The organism is Enterococcus hermanniensis (assembly GCF_001885945.1).
Lineage (GTDB): Bacteria > Bacillota > Bacilli > Lactobacillales > Enterococcaceae > Enterococcus_A > Enterococcus_A hermanniensis.
This window is the reverse complement of sequence record NZ_JXKQ01000010.1, coordinates 52,574-74,269: the sequence shown is the minus strand read 5'-3', so window position 1 is coordinate 74,269 and position 21,696 is coordinate 52,574. Positions and strand designations below refer to the sequence as shown.

The window sequence follows — 21,696 nt, the reverse complement described above, 5'->3', positions numbered from 1 at the left end:
ACATTTTATCGTGGCCCTTTACACCAGTTTCTCTTAAACGATTAGCTAATCCCATATTTGTTAGAAAATCAGTGTCTCCTTTGTAAGTTTCAAGGGAGATTGCATTGGATAAACGAACCTTAGCAGGACGTGTCACAGCATTACTTTCACTGATAGTTTTCATATATCCGAAAAGATCTACTTCAGAATATTTGTCAATAGTCGCATTGTGATCAAATTGAATCACCTTCTTTTCACCTCTCCCTTCGGCTTTTAAAGAAGCTAGTGGCTCTCCCATCTGCTCAACAATATTATAACGGATCGCTTGACGGGAAATGTAAGTATACTGTTCTCCGTTGTCACGAGTAATTTTTTTCAAAGTCGCCACATTTCCTAAAGATTCCCCATAATTCGCGCTTTCTGCTAGAAAAATCATTGTCATCGTTAACCCTTTACTCATTATCATTTCCCCCTTCATTTTTATAAGCTTCTCCGATCATACCCGTCACAAAACAATAACCAATCGTTTTAAACCGTTCGTCATCTAAAAAAATATCTGTAAAATATTTAGGAACTTGCTTGTTTAAATACATATAGCTATTTAACAACATATCCATGAAGGCATCTTTATTATTGGCCTTTAAAGCATTGAGCAATCGAAACCCAATTGAGTCTGCTTTGTTCTTGTTCGCGTATTCCTTTTTTAGGAAGTAGCCATCGCGTCGAACCTTCTCCAGCTCATCTTTTTCCAATCCTTTCATCTGAATCAGCTCCTCTAAAAAATTTTGATTAATCTCGATCATTTTCATTATGTGATAACTATTCGCATAAACTTGTCCGCCAGTACATTTTGTTCGTAACACTTGATGGATCAGTGAAAATAAATTAGTATTGTTCATTAATCGAATGACGATCTCACGATAAAGATTTTGATACTCACCATTTAAAACAAATCCCGCATTGAATAATTCTGTTAGTCGATCCTTCGATTTATCGATCGTCTTTAAAATATGATTGGGTAAAAGATTAAAGTAATAGCGCTTGTTTTCGTAACGAACAATTTGAATGTCTTGCAATTCACGATGACTTTGTCGATTCATCGAATCTTGCAAGGTGCGAATCAACGCCGCGTATGTGTCAATCGCCTTTACTTCTGTTTTATTCAAACTCAATACATTCAAACGAATCCCTGTATTTACATTAAGCAATGTCCTTACCGAGTGATTATCATTCACAAATAAACCTTGGCTATAAACATACGTGAAACCAGCGGAAATACAAGTATAGAGCAAACGGCAAACCGGACACATAAATAAATCATTCGTAAACGACCAAGCGTTACTTTGTTTTTTCCCCATATCATAACCAGCATTATTAATGAATGTATATGGGATTTCTCCTTTCCGTATAGATCTTTCACAATTTGTACAAGATAACTTGTCTTTATCGTGATTTTCCTCTAAATAAGATAGCATCGATTCTACAAAATAATCGTGGTACTTCTCAAAGAAATCCCCTTTGCTTTCTTGCCGGTTCAAAAAAGACACATCATTGTAGCCATTATTGATAACATTATAGATTTGTATCTTAGCTGGTAGGTAATGCTGAACATCTTCACGGTGATAGTAGGCGAAAATCTTCGTTAGTATCTGATAAATGTTTTTTACTCGTTCAACAACTTGTTCACGATTTTTTTCAAATTCACCCTTTTTCAGATTTTCTTTTTTTATTTGTTTGATTAACGCAACGATATCCACAGGAGAATCAATCAATGGATATACCGAAAGATAACTACCTCCTCTTACTCCGTATTGATTCAAAACATCAATATATTTTTGCAATCGATCATAAGCCTTTTCATCAAAATGAGCGAAATTTTCTTGCTGATGACGATTCATCTCATCTTCATAGGCCATCACTTTCGTCAACGAAGATAGTTTTTTATACTGTGTCGCAAAATAGAAGAAATACTTTTCTTCAAAATTTCGCAATTCTTCCAATGGCACTTCTACACTTTGATCTTTTATCTTAACCTTATCTTCACCCAGAATATTGACCAGTCCACAAATCGCAGCATTCTCCATCCATGAGTTTAAACGGAATTCTAGAACCTCGTCTTCTACTAGACTATCCATTCGTTTCACCACCTTGTTTTAGCTGATTCAAATATCCAAAATAAAGACCCGTTTTTGATCCTAAACCAACATCGCGAATCACATTTAATAGATAAGGCTCTCCAGTCACTTCAATCGTTCCAATAGCTCCTTGATAAAATTTTTCATAGGCTTTCGTTACAGTTTTTTTTCATATTCAGTGGTTTTATTTTTAAGTTGTCTATATCAAATTTTACGCCGCGGCCCATCTCTGGAACCAACCGATTGATTAAGTTCTGTTTCAAAACAGCCTCATATTTATCATCAGTAAAATCTAAGAACCAATCTTTTCTTATCTCACGATTATGATCTCTCGCTAAAATAGGAGATACAGCTTGAAAAACGACTTGTTTATCCGTTATGGGTTCTTGATAGATCATTGATATTGACTTAACTCTTATTTTTAGATCGCCAGCAAAAGAAACCGCTTTCATTTCCTTCAAAAAAATAAAAGCATTGTATACAGCCATCGCCAAATCAGCTTTAGGTGTCGAAAATAAATAAGTAATCGTAGGCGTCTGAAGTAATATTTTCTCTTTTTCAAATTTTGCACCTTTAAAAATTACCGCCTGTGAAAATAATTTTTCTTTGTTCTGTTCATATAATTCTTTATAAACTTCAGGCGAAGCATTTTCGAGCCCGCGTTTTAATAATGATAGAAAAATCGATTGATACTTGATCGATATTTTCTGATTGTTTTCTGAACTAACTTCTAAATTGATTTTGAAACGCATTTTCAAGCTCCTCTCATAAAAAGTAATCTTTATATTAATGTTAGCATATTCGGTTACAACATGCATATAAAAAAAATAGAACCCGTCAAACTGACAGGTTCTATTTTTTTATTGCATTGCAGGTAGTTCATCTTTATTGAGTTTGTTCAAATAAGGGATCATCATGACTGCTCCAGCAACAAAGGCGATACCTTCAGTGATAGTCATTGACCAAATTAAACCATCTAAGCCATAAAAATGGTGTAATAATAAAACAACTGGAATAAAGAAAGTTCCTTGAATCGTTGACATCACACCCGTTTGAGCTCCAAAACCTGAAGCTTGGAAGATTCCGGTAAATAAGCCTGAAAAACCATTGAAGACGGATGAAATCAATTGTGCAGCTAAAATTGTCAACCCAACTTGAATAACTTTTGGATCACTGGTAAACAGTCCTAAAACCGGTACCCGAAAAACATATACGAGTAGAGCAAAGAGAATAGAAATACCACCAATCCATAAGGAAACTTCTCTCAATGCTTCTTTTAATCGTTTGGTATTATGAGCAGAAAAGCTGTAAGCAAATAGGGGCATTGCGCCTAAAAATAAGCCCATAGTCAAAAATTCTGGTAATTGCGTGATCCGAACTGCGATCCCGAAACTAGCTACCACGTTGTCTCCATATTCAACAGAGAAATTATTTAACAATAATGTTGTAACGATCATAAAAGCTGATTTGAAGATTTCAGAGATACCGATTTTATAGACTTCTAATTGATCTTTGATCGAAATACGAAAATGTTTTAGGAAGCCTTTCAAAGATTCACTTTTTGTTTCTAAAAACCAAACATAATAAGCTGTAGCTGCTAAGTTGGCTAAAACCATCGAAATACCGGCACCAATGACATGTAAATTAAATACTAAAATCAACAATGCATCTAGGACAATGCTGACAGCAACGCTGATAAACATCCCGTACATTGATTCCTTTGAAGCTCCTTCTGAACGAACCAATTGTTCTAAACCGAAGTTCAAAATCATCCCAAATCCACCAGCAAATAGAATCGTTGAATATTGTTTTGTATAAACCAACGTTTGTCCATCCGCTCCTAGCAAATGTACAAAAGGTGTCATGAAGATCATTGCTAAGATCCCGATGATAATTCCAGCAATAATACTCATATAAAAGGAATAGCCTGCGACCTTTTTGCCTTTTTCAGTATCCCCACTCCCGAGTAAACGCGTAATAAATGTGCCACCACCAACACCAAAAACATTTCCGACAGCCATCAAAATAATCGTAATCGGCATTGCTAATGTAATAGCTGACATCATATTCGTGTCGTGAATCAACCCGATAAAATAAGCATTGATTAAATTGTAAATAGTTGTCGCTGAGATCCCTACCATCATCGGAATCGATAGATGTGCGATGGCCTTTCGGATAGGACTTTCTTTTAAGTAATAAATATTTGATTCGTTTGTTTCAAATTCTTCCATGATAATTCCTTCTTTTACTAGATTTATAATTATTAGAATTCTAACTATTTAGCCGCAAACAGACTACATTTGTCTGTTGCTTAGAGACTATCGTCGATTTTTTTTAACAAAGTGATGAGTTGTTGTTTTTCTTCCTCAGATAATGCATGCACCAATTCTTTTTCAGAATCATAAAATGCTTGATTGGTTTCATCGACTAAGGCTTTGCCTTTCGGAAGAGCATAAATATTTTTTTGACGTTCATTATCAGCAGGAATCCGACGTTCAATATATCCTTTTTTTTCTAACCCTTGTAGCATGCTCGTGATACTAGCACTTCGGCGTTGGAAAGCCTTCGCTAAATCATTTTGAATCAATCCTTTTTCTTCATATTGTGCAATATAGGAGATCATCCGTCCTTGTTGAGGACTGACATCCATATCTTTGACACGCTGACTCATTGATTCGCGCGATTTATACATGATCGAACGTAGTAAACTTGAAACAATCATTCTTTCCATAAAAATCTCTCCTCGCTAAACATTAGATATCTAACTGTTCGAATAGAATATACACGTAGATAAAAAGAATGTCAACAGAAAAATGATCATTCTCTAATATTTAGATACCTAACAATAAAGCTTTAAATTTTTATCTAACATAAAATAAATTTGTACTAGCAAAATTAGCTTTAGATTACACTATTTAAAAATTAAAATACGGTTATTTTCATCTTTTTTATTCTTTTTTTTACAATATTATAATTAATTTTGTAGTATCATTTAATTATAAAAGCGCTTTAAATGTTTATTAGGGTGATGATTAAAGTGCTAAAAATGCTTTAGGAGGGTATAAGATGAAAAAAATTATTAAGTTAGGGTTGGTACTTACTTTAGGATTATTTATTACTGGATGTAGTGATTCTAACGCATCTGAAACAATCAGCAGTCAATCTGAAACCATTGAAGCTCAAAAACTGACTAATGAAGAACAGAATGCCACCATCTCTTCGTTAGAAAAAACGATTGAGTCTCTTGAGAAAGACAAAAAGGCAGACGAAGTTACTAAGAAGAACGGAGAAGAAACGGCTCCCGCTGCTCTAAAGGACCAACAAGAAGAACAGAAAAAAGTGCAAGCAGAACAGCAGCGAAAGGAACAAGAAACTCAAGCAGCAGAAGAAAAAAGAATTGCTGAAGAAAAACAGGCAGAAGAGCAACGGCTTGCTCAAGAAGCAGATGCGGCAAAACAAGCAGCGGAAGTTCAAGCACAGCAAGATCAGCAACAAGCCGCTCAGGTAGTTGCTGAACCTACACAAGGTCAAACAGTTTATATCACAGCTACCGGAAGTAAGTACCATACACATAAGTGTGGAAATGGTGTCTATAACCCCGCCACTTTAGAAGAGGCTCAAGCACGTGGACTAACCCCTTGCTCAAAATGTTATTAAACTAAAAAAGGTATGCCATCAGGCATACCTTTTTTAGTTTCCTCCATCATCGAGCGTTTCAAAATTTTCTGCGCCACCAAGATTATCGATTTGAAATGTTGCCTTTGTTGGATCATAACGCAACAGCGCTTTTTTATAGCGAAACACTTGATTGACATCCGCCGTATCATCTGTATAAACGGTATCGTAATAGATCAAATATTGAACTTGATAAATGTTCTTACTTGTCATAGTAATTGATTCTACTTTCGTTTCAGCATCAACCCGTAATTTTTTTCCACTTGTTCGAATATCATTGATAAATTTTTCAAAATCTTTTTCATCTGTATTAGACAGTCCGTCAACAAAATAACCAGCCAAATCACTGGTTTGTGAAGCGCCAAAAATGCTGTATCTAGAAGTATAATCACTAACTTCTTCATATAAGCGATCTAGAAAATGTTGGACATCGCCGGAACTTTGGATACCTTCAAAATCTAAATTCATCTCTGATAAATAACTATTCGAATCATAATCATCTGCTAAAAATTCAGTTTCAGAAATTTTGTAGCTATCACTTGTTAACTGCTCATTTTCTGTTGGATAGATTGCTTTTACATTCATTCCTTGATGCCAAACCAGGTTTTTGATTTCCACTTTCCCATTTTTAATGGTTCCTACTTCTTTATTATCTACTAAAATTTTTGCTCCTTCAATGTTTGACGTTACTTTGAAGGCAACTTTGTGTAGATTAATCGCCAACTGACTATCAGATTTAAACTCTGAGTTTTGATATCTCACCAAATTTTGTGTCACAATTGATTTCTCTGTATCCAATTTCCCTTCAACTTGATAGTTTCCGGGTGTTAGCGGCCCCCATGTCGTTTGATAGTTCCTTCCTTTAGATGTTGCTAATTTTTTCCCATCTAAAAGTAATTCCATACCTGACTGATCGGTTGTTACCGTTACATAGACTGGAAGAATGGATAATTGGTATTTAGGAAATAATCCTAAATATTTTCCTTTTTGAACAATTGTAAAATCTTTTAATTGTTCCGGGTCATGACCGAGATCTGCTAAAAAACTAGTAAACGCTTTTTTATTTTCACTTTTTTGATAATAACTGACAAATTTTTTCATATTCGCTGTCGAAACATGATAATTAGGGTCATCGGATGTGACAATTTCTGCAATTTTTTGGGGATCTTGAGTTTTAAATGTTTGCTCCAAACGGCTTAACTGTTGCGGATAACTATAGTAATATTTTCCGCCCATAAATCCAATTAATAAAAGAATAACTATGCTCATTCCGACGATGATTCCTATTTTTTGTTTTTTCGTAAGCGCTGATTTTACTGGTAGAATGGATGATAGCTTATTTTTTTTCAATGAACTTCCGCAGTTCGGACAGTATTCTACTGCTTCAGTGGCTGCTTTCCCACAGTTCGAGCAATAAAAAGCAGTCGAGCTTTCATTGACATATCCTTCTTCCATTTTTCCGATCTCAAAAGCACACCCACACGCTTCACAAAAGTGTGCATCCAACAAATTTTCATGCCCACAACTTGGACAATTTTTCATCTTTTAGCCTCATCCCTTTACGATCTTTTGCCCAACACTTTATTGCTTAAATTCATTACAATTGTAACAAAAACAATAATAAAATAAACTATTTTTTATGATGTCTCACTAAAAACAAGCGCTGTATTTAACTATTTACATTCAATGCTGAATACAATGGTGCTAATTCTTGGATGGCAGTAGCAGCCACTTCTTCAATCGCTGGAATAGGTTCTGTTTTAAAAAGCAACTTGCCTATCTGAAAGCTCCGGCCTTCTAAGGAACATTTTAACTTTTTAGGTTGTTCAGGATCTGCTAAAAATTTCGTTAAGGGCAAATGATCCACTAATTCAGACTCAACTTGAGGCCAGATATAATACTCTTCACTCTTAACCGTTTTGCTCCACGCGCTGATTTGTTCAAGCAACTCATTATAACTAGTTAAACTACCTGATCGTCCTTCACTTTTATAATGTTGAAACATCAAATAAATTTGAAATTGTTTTTTGTTCAGTAGGACTGCTAAACATGCATTTTGATTTTTATGGGTAGGATCTCGATAAGCACTCCAAAAATGATTTCTTAAATTCCAACCATTCGTCCAACTCTCAATTTTTGGTTTTTTCATCTGCAGATTATTCGGCAGTAACGTAGCTACAGTTAATTGTAAAACTTTCCACTTTTGCCAATGCTCTTTATACGTTTGTTTTATTTGATCGATTTCCTCGTTTGAATACTGTTCTTTTAATTGTTTAAATGTATAAATCTCTCGATCAAGGACTTGAAAATCACTCTCTAACAATTCCATAATCAGCCTTCTTTCTATTCATCTATATTGTACGTATTCCTTGTCAGTGACACAAATAAAAATAAAAAAGCTTTGCTCAGTTCACTGAGCAAAGCTAGTACTCTAATTAAGTTTTAATCCGAATTTTCTACTTGTGAGAGTTGTTCTGAGAATTGCCACGTCTCACCATTGTCAGAAGACTGGTACAAACAAGCAAACATTTTTCCTTGATCAATTCCACTAGTTTTTACGAGGTAAAATTTAGTCTCCAATTGATTGGTACTGACTTGAGTGATTTCATTTGGTGATTGGAACAGGTCTAATCCACCTGTTGCATATTCTGCCGGAATCGTCACCACTGCCTCTTTAAATGAACTACCACTATTATTTGTATAATACAATTTTCCACGAGTAGAGACAAAACCTAACGCCGGATTAACAAAACTGACATTTTGAACTGCTTGATCGATCGTCGTTCCATTTCTTCGGGTCCATGTTTTTCCATAATCATTGGTTTGATAGATTTCCAGGCCCTCTGAAGAGACTTCCGGTGACATCGTTGAATACACCAGTATCCCGCTCCCATCTGCAAAAAACTGAGCTTTTCGATAACGAATCCGTTGGGCAGAATCAGAAACTAGTGCCTTTTCCCACGTCTTTCCATCATCTTTTGATGTTAAAAAGTATAAATTTTTGTCGTCATCTGAATAAATAAACCATGAAAATTCAGCAGAGACCTCATAGGACTTGTCCATCCAATAACCAATCGGTATTTCTCCAGCAGTCAATGTATAACTGCCTGTTCGTAACCAATCTGGTTTTAGTGGAATGAAACGCCATGAGCTTCCACTATCTGTCGTCATGTACAATTCGTTCGTTTGTTGATTTAATTTCAACTGACTGGTTTGATCCGTTTTCGTAGTAGGTGCTGTGCCGTGCTGTTCCAATAAATGAGCTGAGGTCGTTGTTTGCTGACTAGTAGAAGTTGTTGTACTCGTATTCTGATTAGTAGTTCCATACAAGTTACGATGCCGTTTTAATCCATCATCATGAATAAAAACACCTGAGGCACTAACAAAAACGACTGCCAATAGTACCAACAACCAATTTGAATTCAGCAGCTGTTGTTTAGGAAATGGCGTAGGCAGTTGTGCTGGTTCAGCAGTCAAAACAAATACCTGCATCGCGACAAAACCAAACCCTAACTGTCTTATCCCCATATAAATGACAGCTCCATCAAAGGTTGTCGTTAATTCAATGCAATCTGCTTTTACTAGTTGAATCTTAGAACGACCATTTTTTTCTGCTAAATAATAAGCGTCTTTATCTTGATAGATAACTGGATAAAGACTGGCTTTTTGTACCATTCGTTCTAAAACATGTTGGAAATTATGGCGAAAACGAACACCATGAAAAAGAATGACCAAAAAAAAGACCGTTATAATTGCTGTACTGAAGCTTCCTAATACAAACGAAAAATGATAAATCCCACGCAACCAATAGCCACTATCAATTGAATGTACACGGATCTGCAAATGCTGGTATACAAAGGTACCGATTCCGAAAAAAACTACGGTTGTCAAAATTAAAAATACGAAAGCCGTCAGCAAATTTTTATTGCGATTTTTTTTAGCTTGCTCGTAGATGAGCTTTTTCGCAGAAAGTAAATCGATAATCAGTAATTCTTGATCCATAAATTTCTCCTAGCAAATAAATGATTGTCGTTATTATCCTGCATAAAATGCTTGATAGCTAGCTTTATTATGAAGATTTAAAAAAAAGACCTAGAAAAATTCTAGGTCTTTGACTATTAACGTAACCCTTTACGAATATAAGTGACTCCTGAATAAATAACCACAACAATCACGATCCACGTCAAGACATTCATATCTAATCCGGTTACAAATTTCGTTGCGATAAACACCCCGATTACTCCACCGATTGTAATCGCCAAGCTGACTTTGCGTGCATAATCGCCCGACTTGATAAAATTTACCCCTGCAACAGGCATTAATCCTGCACATGAAGCCATCATAATTGGAAATGCTACTAAAGGACTTAGACCTAACATGTAAACCAGTGCCATACAAGGCGCATACAATCCAACACCAATCGTCATCAATGCTCCTAAAATAAAGTTTCCGATCACACCAATCACTAACTTGATTCCAGTTAAGCCAGTCATTGCATTGCCTGTCCCTAAAAGATCAAGCAATCCTAATTGACGTAAACACATCAATACCGCCGTCACGATCAGCGCAATCCCCATATAAAACTGGACTTTCTTTTCCGGTAACTTACTCACCGTCTTAGAACCTAAATAAGAGCCCGCGATTGCAGCAAAAACTAAAGCAAATAACGTTAAAGGTGCTACTTTGACTACTGTAATAAAAATAAAGGCCTCAATAATAACTGGGATCGTATGTGATACATTCAACGTACCAGGTAATTCACGGTCATTATCTAATTGTTTCGTTAATTCCAATAACATTGTAGTTGGAGCAAAACTTCCAATTCCCAATGTATCCATGGCGTCAGTCACAAAACCGATGATCCCTGAAACAAGAAAACTCCCGCCTCCCCAATTTCCTCGAGAAGCAACTAGATCGCGTACAAAATAAATCAAATAATACACGAGTAAAATTCCTAATAATCCTAACAATACTTGTACCATTTTTTTCTCCTTTTAATAACAATTGTATGAAAGCTCTTTTACCTTCCTAGATAATACAACTTTTCACAAGTTTTTTGACGGATTTAAAGTGACATTTTGATTATATTCATCTCATAAATAATTATATTTTAAGAAATACAAAATAAAAAAGAGCCAAAATACCTACTTTTTTGATAGACATTTTGACACTTTCATCTTTATTCCGCTATATTTATTCGTCTTCTTTGAGCAAATCTCTTAAAGAAAAACCATCAAATGTTTCACCATCATAATATTTCAATAATTGATCTGCCGTTAATAACGAAGAGGTCATTTCCTCTTCTTTTTCTTCTACTAAATTCAGAGCAGCATACTCTTGATATTGCGCTGCGAGTTGTCGATACATCGCTTTTTTTGAAGAGCCTTCTCCAGTAATAAAAGGTAATTCTTTAAGATGTCCCCGGTAAAAAGGCAAATTGCCTTTCCATTCGATAGGTTGTTCCACGACGGTCAGTTGGACGTCGGCAAAGATATCTTCGTACATATTTGATTATCCTCTCTCAGTTTACGATATTGTCGAGGTGTCACACCTTCGATTTGTTTAAATCTACGATAAAAAAAGGCTTTGTCTTTATAACCGAGACGTTCAATAATTGCTTGTACTGTCAAATCGGTTTGAGTTAAATAGTTTTTACACCGTTCAATACGTTGATTTAATACCCATTCCGTAAAAGTTTTTCCCGTTTTCTCTTTGAGTAAACTGGACAAGTAATTAGGATGAAAATGAAATTTATCTGCAAGTTCTTCCAATGTTACTTGTTCTAAACGTAAATCGATATATGCCACTAATTCTTTTGCTAACTGTTGATTTGAAATAAAGGAATCTTTATCAATCAAACTCTGATATTCTACTTGGCTCATCTCAACAATCAGTAAAACAAAGGCAGCTTTAGTCACTTTATTATTGAAATACGCCATCTTTACTACTTGTTTCAATAAGAGTAAGAGATAAAAATGAAGATCAATTTGGTTAGAAAAATCGTAGATCAAATAGCGACTGATTCCACTAAAATCCTGACTCAATGCCTCTACAAAAAAACGATACAGCAAAGGTTCTTCGACAAATTGTCCTAACAGTGACGCACTAAAATAGTTCGGTTTAAAATAAAGAATAACTACTTCTGCTGTGGCTGAACTGACATAAGAAAACATGGTCTCTGTATTTGTGACCATCATTCCTTGAGCTGATAATTCTTTTTTTTCACCATTGAGCTGATAAGTTAATTTCCCTTTGATCACATATAAAAGACGAATAAATCCTTTTCCAACTACGATTTTCTCAGTTGTTTTGCTTGTAATAAATGCGGCTATTTCGCGTTGTGGATTTTCAGAAAAACGTTGGACTTCATTGGTCAGCTGAGATTGATGGGTCAGATAACAATCCAGTGTATCTAAAAATTGATAAAAAGCAGCAGATTGATCAACAGTAATACTCATCCTTCCCCTCCTTAAAATCAAACACTTTTATCTTTAGCTAAACTATTTCAAAATATACTCGATAAAACTATAATTTATCTATTGATTGTATCATTACTTGCCTTTTATTACATTTGATTTAGACACTTTTAGGAGGAATTATTATGAAAATTGGTTTTATCGGTGCTGGCAATATGGCCAGTGCAATTATTGAAGGGATTCTTCAACAAAACTTTAGTCACCCACAAGATATTTATTTATACGATATTTCAATTGAAAAAGCTCAAGCTTTCGCTGAAAAGAAAAGCATTCAACCAGTGAATGACTTGCAAGTATTAATCCAAACAGTCGACGCTGTGGTTTTAGCAGTTAAGCCAAATGTTGTTCAAAAAGTATTATCACAAGCTAAAACCGCCCTCTTAGAAAATCATCCTTTGATTGTTTCGATCGCCGCAGGAATGAGTACGGAAATTCTATACGAGATGCTCCAAACTGATGAGGCAGTTCGAATTGTGCGCGTAATGCCAAATATGAATGCTATGGTAGGTTCTGGTGCCGCAGCTATCTGTAAAAACAAATATGCTACGAAAGAAGATTTAAATATTATTATTGATCTTTTTAATTCCGTCGGCAAAGCATGGCCACTAGAAGAAAAATATTTTTCGATCTTCACAGCTATTGCTGGGAGTTCCCCTGCGTATACCTTCCTATTTATTGATTCAATCGCTCGTGCAGCAGTAAAGAATGGGATGCCAAAAGACTTAGCACTGGAAATTGCGACTCAAGCAATCCTAGGTAGTGCTGAAACGTTAGAAGCTAGTCAAGAAAACCCATGGACTTTGATCGATCGGATCAGCTCCCCTGGCGGTACGACTGTGGCTGGGATCGTTGAACTAGAAGACAATGCTTTTATCTCCACAGTCATTAAAGGAATCGATGCCACGATTCAAAAAGATCAAGAGTTAGGTGAAAAAAACTAAGCTAAATAAAGAAACACCCTTCAAAACAGAACGATCTTATTCGCTCCGCATTGAAAGGGTGTCTTTTACATATTATTTTTTCCACGCATCGACTTCTTTTTGGTGGTCTTTGATCCAGTCTTTGGCAGCCTGTGAAGGATCTTTTCCTTCATTGATTGCTAGCATGACACTTTCCATATCTTTTTGGTTCCAATGGAAATTATCTATTACTTTATACGCTTCAGGTTGATCTTTTTCTAAGCCTTTACGAGCCATCGTGTGGATTGCTTCTTCAGAACCCATCGCTCCTTTTGGATCTTCTAAATATTTTAGTCCATATTTAGCAAACATCCAATGAGGAGACCAACCAGTGATCACGATCGGTTCTTTCTTTTTAATTGCCTGGCCTAGTGCGATAGTCATTGCACCAGATGAAGAAGTTGATACTTTCCAGTCCGCTAAGTTAGGATAAGCTTTAAGCGTATTTTCTGCCGCATTCACAACACCTGCCCCAGGCTCAATCCCTGTAATCGTTTTTTTCGCTTGATCTGATAACTCATCGATTGAGTTGACATTCATATAATCCGGCACGACAAGGCCAACTTTTGCTTCTTTTAAGTTGACACCTAAATCGTCGACTTGGTCTTTGTATTGCGCATATTGAGCTTGATGTGTGTTTGGTAGCCATGCAGATACCATCGCATCTGATTCGCCTTTAGCTACTGACTCCCACATAATCGCATTGTCTAATGGAGTCATATTGACTTTGTAGCCCATCTCTTTTAAAACTTCTCCTACTACATGTGTGGAAGCCACTTCTGTATCCCATTCAACATACGTAAGGTTGATCGTTCCTTTATTTTTTTCAGCTGCTCCACCAAAACCAAACGAAGCAACTAATACGATAGCAGCGACAACACCTGCGGCGATTCCTAATTTTTTCTTCTTCGCTTTTGACATTTTTTCACTTGCTTGTTGCTTAGGTTTATTTAAATTTTGTGTGAAACGGTCGATAATGATGGCTAGAATAACTAATGCTAAACCATTAACAAAGCCGTTTCCGACTTGTGCTCGTTGCAATGCGGAAAGCACGCCACGGCCCAATCCAGGTGCACCGATCATTGAAGCGATAACTACCATTGATAGTGCGAGCATCGTTGTTTGATTAATCCCTGCTAGAATCGTGCTCTTAGCCAATGGTAATTCTAATTTGAATAGTTTTTGCTTGCCTGTGCCACCAAACGAATCTGATGCTTCAACCAATTCTTTAGGAATTTGACGAATTCCCAAATTAGTAAAACGTACGGTTGGCGGTAGTGCAAAGATTACTGAGGCAAAAACCCCTGGTACCATTCCAATACCAAAGAACGCTACAGCCGGAATCAAATATACGAATCCTGGCATAGTTTGCATGAAGTCCAAAATTGGTGTAATGATTTTTTTCGCTGTTTCATTTTTGGCCATCAAAATTCCTAATGGTACGCCAATGATAATCGATAATAAACTTGATAAAACGACTAATGTAATGGTACTCATCAAATCAGTCCATAACCCTTGGTTATAAATAAACAGTAAACCAATCAACGTAAAGCTGGTTAGCCCCCATTTTTTATTTGAGATAAAAAAGGCGATAATTGTTAATACTAGAATAAATAGTAGCGGTGGAATCATCGTTAATAGGTTGGTCATCCCATCCATCAAAAATTGACCACTATGTTGTAAGACTGAAAATAGTCCTGAAAAAGTACTCGTTAACCATTCAGTAAAGCCTTCGACCCAATCGGCAACGGGTAAGGCATGTTGTAAAATATTAGACATTTGTATTCACCTCTTCTATTTCTGTGTCCGTATTTGCTAAAGCTTCCAGTACACTTCCGCGGATAACAACACCCACTAAACGATCGCCTTCAACTACAGCTAACGGAGCTGGTGAATCAAAAATCAAATTAAAAATGTCAGTTACCAACATATCTTTAGGGATCCGACGAACATTTTTATCGATAACATCTTTAAGTGTTAAATTATTTTTACGTGCTTCTAGAGCTTTTTCTGCAGTTAAACTACCTTTTAATTTACGCTTGCGATCGACAGCTAATAACATACTGACTTCTTCTTTACGCATCCGATTCAATGCGACATTAGGTCCATCAACTTCGATATTCGTAGTAAAGGCGGGGACCATGATATTTTGGGCCGTCAATACTTTCGATCGGTCAACATCTTCGACAAAATCACGAACATATTGATTAGCTGGATGAGTTAAAATTTCTTCTCCGGTCCCAATTTGCATAATTTGTCCGTCTTTCATTAATGCGATCCGATCACCGATTCTTAAAGCCTCATTTAAATCATGTGTGATAAAGATAATCGTTTTTTGAACATTGGATTGTAAGTCTAATAATTCATCTTGCATTTCGCGACGAATTAGTGGATCCAAGGCTGAAAAGGCTTCATCCATCAACAAGATCTCTGGATCGTTTGCTAACGCTCGCGCTAATCCCACGCGTTGTTGCATACCACCGGATAATTGATTTGGGTATTGATCCTTAAAGGTTAACAACCCTGAATTTTCCAAAGCGTGCTCTGCTTTTGCTTGGCGTTCTGCTTTGGGTACTCCTCGTACTTCAAGACCATATTCCGTATTTTCTAAAATCGTACGATGGGGAAATAAGCCAAAGTTTTGGAATACCATATTAATTTTATGACGGCGAACTTCACGCAAAGCTTCTTTATCCATTTTTGCGATATCCTCACCATCGATATAAATTTCACCAGACGTGGGATCAATTAAACGATTCAATAAACGAATCATGGTCGATTTCCCACTACCAGAAAGACCCATAACCACAAATATTTCGCCTTCATTGACTTCAAAACTCGCATCATAAACCCCAACAGTTGCTCCCGTTTTTTCTACAATTTCATTTTTACTACGATTCTCTTGAATCATTTCAAGGGCTTGTTGTTGCTTCTTCCCAAAAATTTTTGTTAAATGTTCTACCTTAACTTTACTCAAAAGATATCCTCCTTGTTTTCCTTCTTGTTTTCTATTATCCGTTTTGTTTTCGTTACTATGCATCACACGAAGCAAAACGGTTGTTTTTATAAAAGTGACCATACAACACTAACATCATGTGGTCACTTTGTCAAAAAAATAATGAAAATTTTCAGTAACAGTACTTTTATCTTCTTATCCAAATAAAAAAACAGACCCACAATGTGATCTGTTTTGCTTAATCATTTGGATAAAACAAATGTTGCATTCGTTGCAAACCTAATTCATTTCCGACAAAGAACAATGTATCCCCGGCACATATTTTTGCATAAGGTCCAGGTGACAGCAATAACTCTTCCTTCTGCTGGATCGCAACAATTGTCGCACCTGTTTCATGCCAGATATTTAGATCATTGATAGTATTTTCTAAATGAGCTGCTTCTTTCGTTAAAGTTAATTCATACGGAACAAAAGGAGCCGCATTATGTACACGTTTTGTTTGCGTCAGTAATTGATTCAATAATTTGCTCATAGTGTCCAATTCTTGGCGTTGATTATTGATATTTTCTTGGATATCATTTTTGATTTCTTGAACCGTCTGCACATCTTGATACTGTTCAAAGTATGCACGAGCCTTTTCCCTTGAAAGTACATATGCGCCACTACCATGCCGGACCTCCATAATTTCAAGATCAACTAAGACATTGATTGCTTTGCGCGCTGTTTCAGGAGAAACATTAAAATTGCTCGCTAAGGTTGAGCGTGCGTGAATTTTTTCGCCAACTTTATAGCGCTGATCTGCGATTCGCTCAGCTATTTCCACGGCCATCTGTTGGTACCGCGGGAGCAATACACGTTTTTTATTTTCTCCTTCCATTTTCAATCCTCTTTTCCTCAAATTTCCCTTTTAGCATAGCATATTTTTTTTAGAAAAGCTGTAGTCAGTCTGTAGAGATTTAAATGAAGTTGTTAGTGCTTTCGCTTTTAGAATTTATTCATAGAAGCATTTTTCTGAGAATTTTTTATCGCTTTTTCTTCAAAAAAAGGCTAGACTGATTCAGATTATTTTTTTGGCCAATCATATGAAAACTTTAATTCTTATTTCCATTCTCTGATAGGCCATTCTGAAAATAAAAAATAGGAGTGATTATTTGCATTTTTTAATTGGTATTATTGGTTTAGTTCTCGTCTTGGCGTTAGGTTTTTTGATTAGTAATGATCGTAAAAAGATTCGTTATATGCCACTTTTAGTGATGCTCGTACTGCAATTTTTATTAGGATTTATTTTATTACGCACCTCTATAGGAACCATAATCGTTGGCGGTTTGGCAAATGTCTTTGATGCATTACTGAGCTTTGCTGGTTCAGGGGTTGACTTTGTCTTCGGCGGCATTGCCAATAAAGGCAGCTTCCCATTCTTCTTAAATGTCTTGATGCCGATCGTATTTATTTCAGCAATTATTGGGATTTTGCGTTATATAAAAATCTTACCGCTCTTCATGAAAGGCGTTGGGATCGTATTAAGTAAAGTCAACGGAATGGGTAAACTAGAATCTTATAATGGGATTGCTTCCGCAATTTTAGGTCAATCCGAAGTCTTTATTTCTATCAAAAAAGAATTGCCGACTCTATCAGAGCAACGTTTAACCACAATGAGTATCTCAGCGATGTCGACAGTTTCAATGTCGATCGTTGGTTCTTATATGGCCTTGATCCAGCCGCGTTATGTTATTACAGCACTTGTTTTAAATTTATTTGGCGGATTCATCATTGCTTCGATCGTAAACCCATATCAATTGGAAAACGATGAATTAGTCATTGAGGAAGATAAAGATCAAACATTCTTCCAAATGTTAGGTGAATATATTCTAGACGGTTTCCAAGTCGCTATTACTGTGGCAGCGATGTTGATTGGTTTCGTAGCATTGATTGCTATGATCAACTTCATCTTTGCAAAAATCACAGGTCTGACATTCCAAGAAATCTTGGGGTATGTCTTTGCACCGCTAGCCTTTTTAACAGGGATTCCTTGGAAAGAAGCTGTCCATGCTGGCAGCTTGATGGCAACAAAGCTAGTCACAAATGAGTTTGTTGCCATGACTGAATTATCTAAAGGGACTTGGCATTTTTCAGCACGTACCACAGCAATTGTTTCTGTCTTCTTGGTTTCATTTGCTAACTTTTCTTCCATCGGAATCATTTCAGGTGCTATGAAAGGCTTGAATGAAGAAAAAGGCAATCTTGTGGCCAAACACGGATTAAAGATTCTTTTAAGTGCTAGTTTAGTCAGCTTTTTAAGCGCAATTATTACTGGCTTGATTTTTTAATAAAAAGACGTGAAAGAAAATTTCTTTCACGTCTTTTTTTATAATTGCTCATCCTCGTACATTTCGTATTCGTATGGCGAGCCTTCATAGAAATATTGTTTTGAAACAGTCGCTTCATTATCGGTAGCGATCAATTCTTTACGGAATGGGAAACGAACAGCATACCCTTTGGTTGTTTGGTCGCCAGGTAAAATATAATACAATTCGTCATTTGGTGTGGGCTGATTCAATTGATCCATCACTTCAGATATTACTTGTTGTTCATCAATCCTTTGATTCTTTGCGACTTTTTTGTAGTCTTCTAAAAAGGCCGCTTGTCCTTCAAAAAATATCATATCCATTTTTCATCACCCTTTCCATTTAACTTTACCATCTATCAAACATTTCCAACACTAACACGCTTACTCAGTCAAATCTAAATGACCTTCTTGCGTTTGATACAAAGGCCAACTACCTGCGAGTTCAACCCGAATCAATGATAATTCAGGATATTTTTTAATTGCTGCCACGATCGAATCAACAACTTGTCCTTGTTTCTTTAAATGATCTTGCGGTGTCAGTAACTTATCTTGATCCAACTCACTGCGATATACTTGATTCGCTTGCAGAATTTCATGGAAAGCTGCTTTAAATGAACGCTCAATTTTGCGTGCTAATTTCGCTTCATTGTCCGTCGTATAAGCGATTTGAGCTTTCTCGACTGCTAACGTTAGATAAACTAATGGTACGGCAGATACTGGTTTTGTAGGAGATACATAATAAAATGCTTCTTCTAAAAGATCTAATGAAATTGTTAATTTCATAAATTCGCCCCTTTTCTGATGCAATTATAGCATTCAACCGATGATTCTTTCGAATAAATCCTTTCAAAAAAAAAACGCCAACTGGCGTTTTTTTTATATCATAACAGTCATTGTTGCGGCGACTAATATCAAAATTAATCCAATAACCGTGATCGTCATTTCTTTCTTGGTTTTCTTTTGCCCTAAGAACCAGATTCCAGTCAACGTTGCTAGAACAACCGACGTTTGCGATAAGATAAACCCAGTAGCTAATCCATTCATGTCTGGTTGGGCTGAAATCAAATACGTCAATGCTGCAAAGGCAAAGAAGAAACCTGAGAAGATATGTTTATACGATACAGCTTCTGCAAAGGGTGATTTTTCTTTATCTTTCACGGTTACAATCACTGAATAAACAACAGCGACGATCACCATTCCAATTGCTTGTGGTAAAAAGGCATGCATGCCATCGATACTTGTTGCTTGAGGTGCGGCTGAGTAAGCCCAATAACCAATTTCACCAAAAGCTAATAAGATTACCGCTTTTTTCAGTACACTAGCTTTTTCTTGCGTCTTTTCTTCTGACCAAACAGTCATCCAAGCGCCTAAGATAATCAACACTAAAGCAAAGGCTCCAATCAATCTAGCGCTAGTGCCAGGCCAGTTACCTAATGCAAAAACGCCCCATAAAGATGCCCCTAATAACTGAAATGCTGTCGTAATCGGCATTGCACGTGATGAACCAACCAACGTAAATGATTGGAATGTGATGATTTGTGCGGTTGCCCAACCAATCCCTGAAAGAATCGAAAAGAATAAATCCATCCCGGTTGGAAAACTCATGCCGTTTGCTAACGCAAATACGATAGCAAAGATCAATGTTCCTAAAGTAGAACCTAAAATTTGATTGACTGGCCGTCCACCGATTTTTGACGCAATAGTTGGAAAAAGCCCCCAACCTAATAATGGACCTAATCCAATCAAAATTGCCGTTGCATTCATATGATACTTCCTCCTTGAGTTTTAAACATTAAAATACGACGCCACTTTCTAATAAGATATTCGCATACGGGGTCATTTCACCGGTACGAATAAATGCTTTGCTATCATGTAAAGCAACTTTCATATCTGCATGCGGGATAAACGTAATTGGCATCTCAGGTAAACGGTCTTTGATTTGTTTCAACATATCCGGATTTTCCGTTTTTATTTCCTCAGCTAAATAAATCCGTTGAACTTCTAATTCTTCTAATACATTGTTCAAGACAGCCATAAAACTAGGAGTTCCATTATCGACTGCTAAATCAATTTTTTCTGTTGTAGCAGGTACTGGCATACCAGCATCACCAATACTTAGTTGATCGAAGTGACCCATTTGAGCGATTACACGTGAAATATCTGAATTAATTACTTTACCTTTTTTCATTTTGCTACTTCCTTTCTTTAGTCCAATTCATTTTTATAAGGAATCGATGGTTGCGCGCCAAAACGTTGTACCGTAATAGATGAAGCTTTATTACCATATTTGATGGCTTCTTCTAAATTACTAAAATCTTTTTCTAACACACTACTCATTGCACCGATAAAAGTGTCCCCTGCAGCGGTTGTATCAACAGCATTTACTTTAAACGCGGGAATAATCCCATTCCGTCCGTTAACATCATAAAAAGCACCCTTGCTACCAATCGTTATGATTACTGCTTCAATACCTAATTGATGTAATGAATCTGCTGCAGCTTTCAAACTTGCTTCATCAGTCACTTTGATCCCTGTTAAAATTTCCGTTTCTGTTTCATTAGGAACAACCATATCGGTAACAGCTAATAATTCAGTTGGGACTTTTTCCAATGCTGGCGCAGGATTTAAAATGGTTTTTACTCCGGCTTCACGAGCAATTTTAAAAGCTTCAACCGTACTTGCTAAAGTGCTTTCGAACTGTGCTATTACGAAATCACTTGTTTTAATTACATCAGTATTTGCTTGTACTTGTTCAGGTGTAAAAGCATTATTAGCACCCGCATGGATCATGATACTATTTTCACCTTGATCATCGACTATGATATAAGCTTGGCCAGTGGCTTGTTTTTCAAGCGTTTGAACTCCTGAAAGATCGATTCCTTCTTCTGTTAAAAGTTGATGCATCATTTCGCCTGCTTCATCATTTCCAATCGCTCCAATAAAATTGGTTTTAGCTTCCGATCGTTTTGCAGCTACTGCTTGATTAGCACCTTTACCACCGCCGGCTGAAAAAATTTCTTTTGTGTGCATTGTTTCGCCAGGTTTAGGCATTTGTTTGACACGAATCGTGCGGTCTAAATTGATGCTACCAATAATTGTAATCGTATTCATTTTAGTCACTCCATTTCGTCTTCTTCAAAATTTAACTTTTAAATTTAACCATTCGCTT

Annotated in this window: 23 protein-coding genes; 3 read left to right on the top strand and 20 right to left on the bottom strand. The window is 36.4% G+C overall.

Going from position 1 to position 21,696, the window contains the following annotated elements:
* The 6 genes from cas7i to RV04_RS10695 form a co-directional block, all read right to left on the bottom strand.
* A partial coding sequence (gene cas7i / locus RV04_RS10720; protein ID WP_071858463.1) for a type I-B CRISPR-associated protein Cas7/Cst2/DevR occupies window positions 1–439 on the bottom strand: 439 nt, incomplete at its 3' end.
* Complete coding sequence (locus RV04_RS10715; protein ID WP_071858462.1) at window positions 432–2,114, bottom strand: Cas8a1 family CRISPR/Cas system-associated protein; 1,683 nt, start codon at window positions 2,112–2,114, stop codon at window positions 432–434. The genes cas7i and RV04_RS10715, both read right to left, overlap by 8 nt.
* Window positions 2,107–2,223 carry a hypothetical protein gene (locus RV04_RS13640; protein ID WP_281246552.1) on the bottom strand — a complete coding sequence of 39 codons (117 nt, stop codon included), beginning with the start codon at window positions 2,221–2,223 and terminating at the stop codon, window positions 2,107–2,109. Before RV04_RS13640 ends, RV04_RS10715 begins: the two co-directional genes overlap by 8 nt.
* Before the next feature lie 34 nt (window positions 2,224–2,257).
* On the bottom strand, window positions 2,258–2,866 hold the full coding sequence (gene cas6, locus RV04_RS10705; protein WP_071858461.1) for a CRISPR-associated endoribonuclease Cas6: 609 nt from the start codon (window positions 2,864–2,866) through the stop codon (window positions 2,258–2,260).
* Between the two features lie 108 nt (window positions 2,867–2,974).
* Window positions 2,975–4,345 carry an MATE family efflux transporter gene (locus RV04_RS10700; protein ID WP_071858460.1) on the bottom strand — a complete coding sequence of 457 codons (1,371 nt, stop codon included), beginning with the start codon at window positions 4,343–4,345 and terminating at the stop codon, window positions 2,975–2,977.
* Between the two features lie 80 nt (window positions 4,346–4,425).
* Entirely contained in the window at window positions 4,426–4,845 is a 420-nt protein-coding gene (locus RV04_RS10695; RefSeq protein ID WP_071858459.1) for a MarR family winged helix-turn-helix transcriptional regulator, read from the bottom strand.
* 335 nt (window positions 4,846–5,180) lie between these two features.
* Here RV04_RS10695 and RV04_RS10690 point away from each other — a divergent pair, with 335 nt between their 5' ends.
* Entirely contained in the window at window positions 5,181–5,771 is a 591-nt protein-coding gene (locus RV04_RS10690; protein WP_071858458.1) for a hypothetical protein, read from the top strand.
* Between the two features lie 33 nt (window positions 5,772–5,804).
* Here RV04_RS10690 and RV04_RS10685 read toward each other — a convergent pair whose 3' ends face one another.
* From RV04_RS10685 to RV04_RS10660, 6 genes are all read right to left on the bottom strand, one after another.
* Complete coding sequence (locus RV04_RS10685) at window positions 5,805–7,331, bottom strand: zinc ribbon domain-containing protein (RefSeq protein ID WP_071858457.1); 1,527 nt, start codon at window positions 7,329–7,331, stop codon at window positions 5,805–5,807.
* A gap of 127 nt (window positions 7,332–7,458) precedes the next feature.
* A complete protein-coding gene (locus RV04_RS10680) occupies window positions 7,459–8,118 on the bottom strand; it encodes an HI_0552 family protein (protein WP_071858456.1) in 660 nt (219 codons plus the stop codon).
* A 113-nt stretch (window positions 8,119–8,231) separates the two neighbouring features.
* Window positions 8,232–9,791 carry a WD40/YVTN/BNR-like repeat-containing protein gene (locus tag RV04_RS10675; protein ID WP_071858455.1) on the bottom strand — a complete coding sequence of 520 codons (1,560 nt, stop codon included), beginning with the start codon at window positions 9,789–9,791 and terminating at the stop codon, window positions 8,232–8,234.
* A 116-nt stretch (window positions 9,792–9,907) separates the two neighbouring features.
* A complete protein-coding gene (locus RV04_RS10670; RefSeq protein WP_071858454.1) occupies window positions 9,908–10,771 on the bottom strand; it encodes a sulfite exporter TauE/SafE family protein in 864 nt (287 codons plus the stop codon).
* Window positions 10,772–10,982: 211 nt separating this feature from the next.
* On the bottom strand, window positions 10,983–11,294 hold the full coding sequence (locus RV04_RS10665) for a hypothetical protein (RefSeq protein WP_071858453.1): 312 nt from the start codon (window positions 11,292–11,294) through the stop codon (window positions 10,983–10,985).
* On the bottom strand, window positions 11,261–12,247 hold the full coding sequence (locus RV04_RS10660) for a helix-turn-helix domain-containing protein (protein WP_071858452.1): 987 nt from the start codon (window positions 12,245–12,247) through the stop codon (window positions 11,261–11,263). The genes RV04_RS10665 and RV04_RS10660 overlap by 34 nt, the downstream gene beginning before the upstream one ends.
* A 143-nt stretch (window positions 12,248–12,390) precedes the next feature.
* Here RV04_RS10660 and proC point away from each other — a divergent pair, with 143 nt between their 5' ends.
* Entirely contained in the window at window positions 12,391–13,206 is an 816-nt protein-coding gene (proC, locus tag RV04_RS10655; protein WP_071858451.1) for a pyrroline-5-carboxylate reductase, read from the top strand.
* 72 nt (window positions 13,207–13,278) lie between these two features.
* Here proC and RV04_RS10650 read toward each other — a convergent pair whose 3' ends face one another.
* From RV04_RS10650 to RV04_RS10640, 3 genes are all read right to left on the bottom strand, one after another.
* Complete coding sequence (locus RV04_RS10650; RefSeq protein ID WP_071858450.1) at window positions 13,279–15,003, bottom strand: ABC transporter permease/substrate binding protein; 1,725 nt, start codon at window positions 15,001–15,003, stop codon at window positions 13,279–13,281.
* A complete protein-coding gene (locus RV04_RS10645) occupies window positions 14,996–16,201 on the bottom strand; it encodes a quaternary amine ABC transporter ATP-binding protein (protein ID WP_071858449.1) in 1,206 nt (401 codons plus the stop codon). Before RV04_RS10645 ends, RV04_RS10650 begins: the two co-directional genes overlap by 8 nt.
* 217 nt (window positions 16,202–16,418) lie before the next feature.
* Window positions 16,419–17,057, bottom strand: a complete 639-nt coding sequence (locus RV04_RS10640; RefSeq protein WP_071858448.1) for a GntR family transcriptional regulator — start codon at window positions 17,055–17,057, stop codon at window positions 16,419–16,421.
* A gap of 274 nt (window positions 17,058–17,331) precedes the next feature.
* On the opposite strand from RV04_RS10640, the gene RV04_RS10635 reads away from it, so the two are divergent.
* Entirely contained in the window at window positions 17,332–18,507 is a 1,176-nt protein-coding gene (locus RV04_RS10635; protein WP_071858447.1) for a NupC/NupG family nucleoside CNT transporter, read from the top strand.
* A gap of 38 nt (window positions 18,508–18,545) precedes the next feature.
* Here the strand turns inward: RV04_RS10635 and RV04_RS10630 are convergent, their stop codons facing one another.
* The 5 genes from RV04_RS10630 to rbsK form a co-directional block, all read right to left on the bottom strand.
* A complete protein-coding gene (locus RV04_RS10630; protein WP_071858446.1) occupies window positions 18,546–18,848 on the bottom strand; it encodes a DUF5960 family protein in 303 nt (100 codons plus the stop codon).
* Between the two features lie 60 nt (window positions 18,849–18,908).
* On the bottom strand, window positions 18,909–19,310 hold the full coding sequence (locus RV04_RS10625; RefSeq protein ID WP_071858445.1) for a hypothetical protein: 402 nt from the start codon (window positions 19,308–19,310) through the stop codon (window positions 18,909–18,911).
* A 93-nt stretch (window positions 19,311–19,403) separates the two neighbouring features.
* Window positions 19,404–20,291, bottom strand: a complete 888-nt coding sequence (rbsU, locus tag RV04_RS10620) for a ribose/proton symporter RbsU (RefSeq protein ID WP_071858444.1) — start codon at window positions 20,289–20,291, stop codon at window positions 19,404–19,406.
* A 28-nt stretch (window positions 20,292–20,319) separates the two neighbouring features.
* Complete coding sequence (gene rbsD / locus RV04_RS10615; RefSeq protein ID WP_071858443.1) at window positions 20,320–20,715, bottom strand: D-ribose pyranase; 396 nt, start codon at window positions 20,713–20,715, stop codon at window positions 20,320–20,322.
* 17 nt (window positions 20,716–20,732) lie between these two features.
* Window positions 20,733–21,638 (bottom strand): ribokinase, encoded by a 906-nt coding sequence (gene rbsK, locus RV04_RS10610; protein WP_071858442.1) that lies wholly within the window; start codon window positions 21,636–21,638, stop codon window positions 20,733–20,735.
* Between the last annotated feature and the right edge of the window lie 58 nt (window positions 21,639–21,696).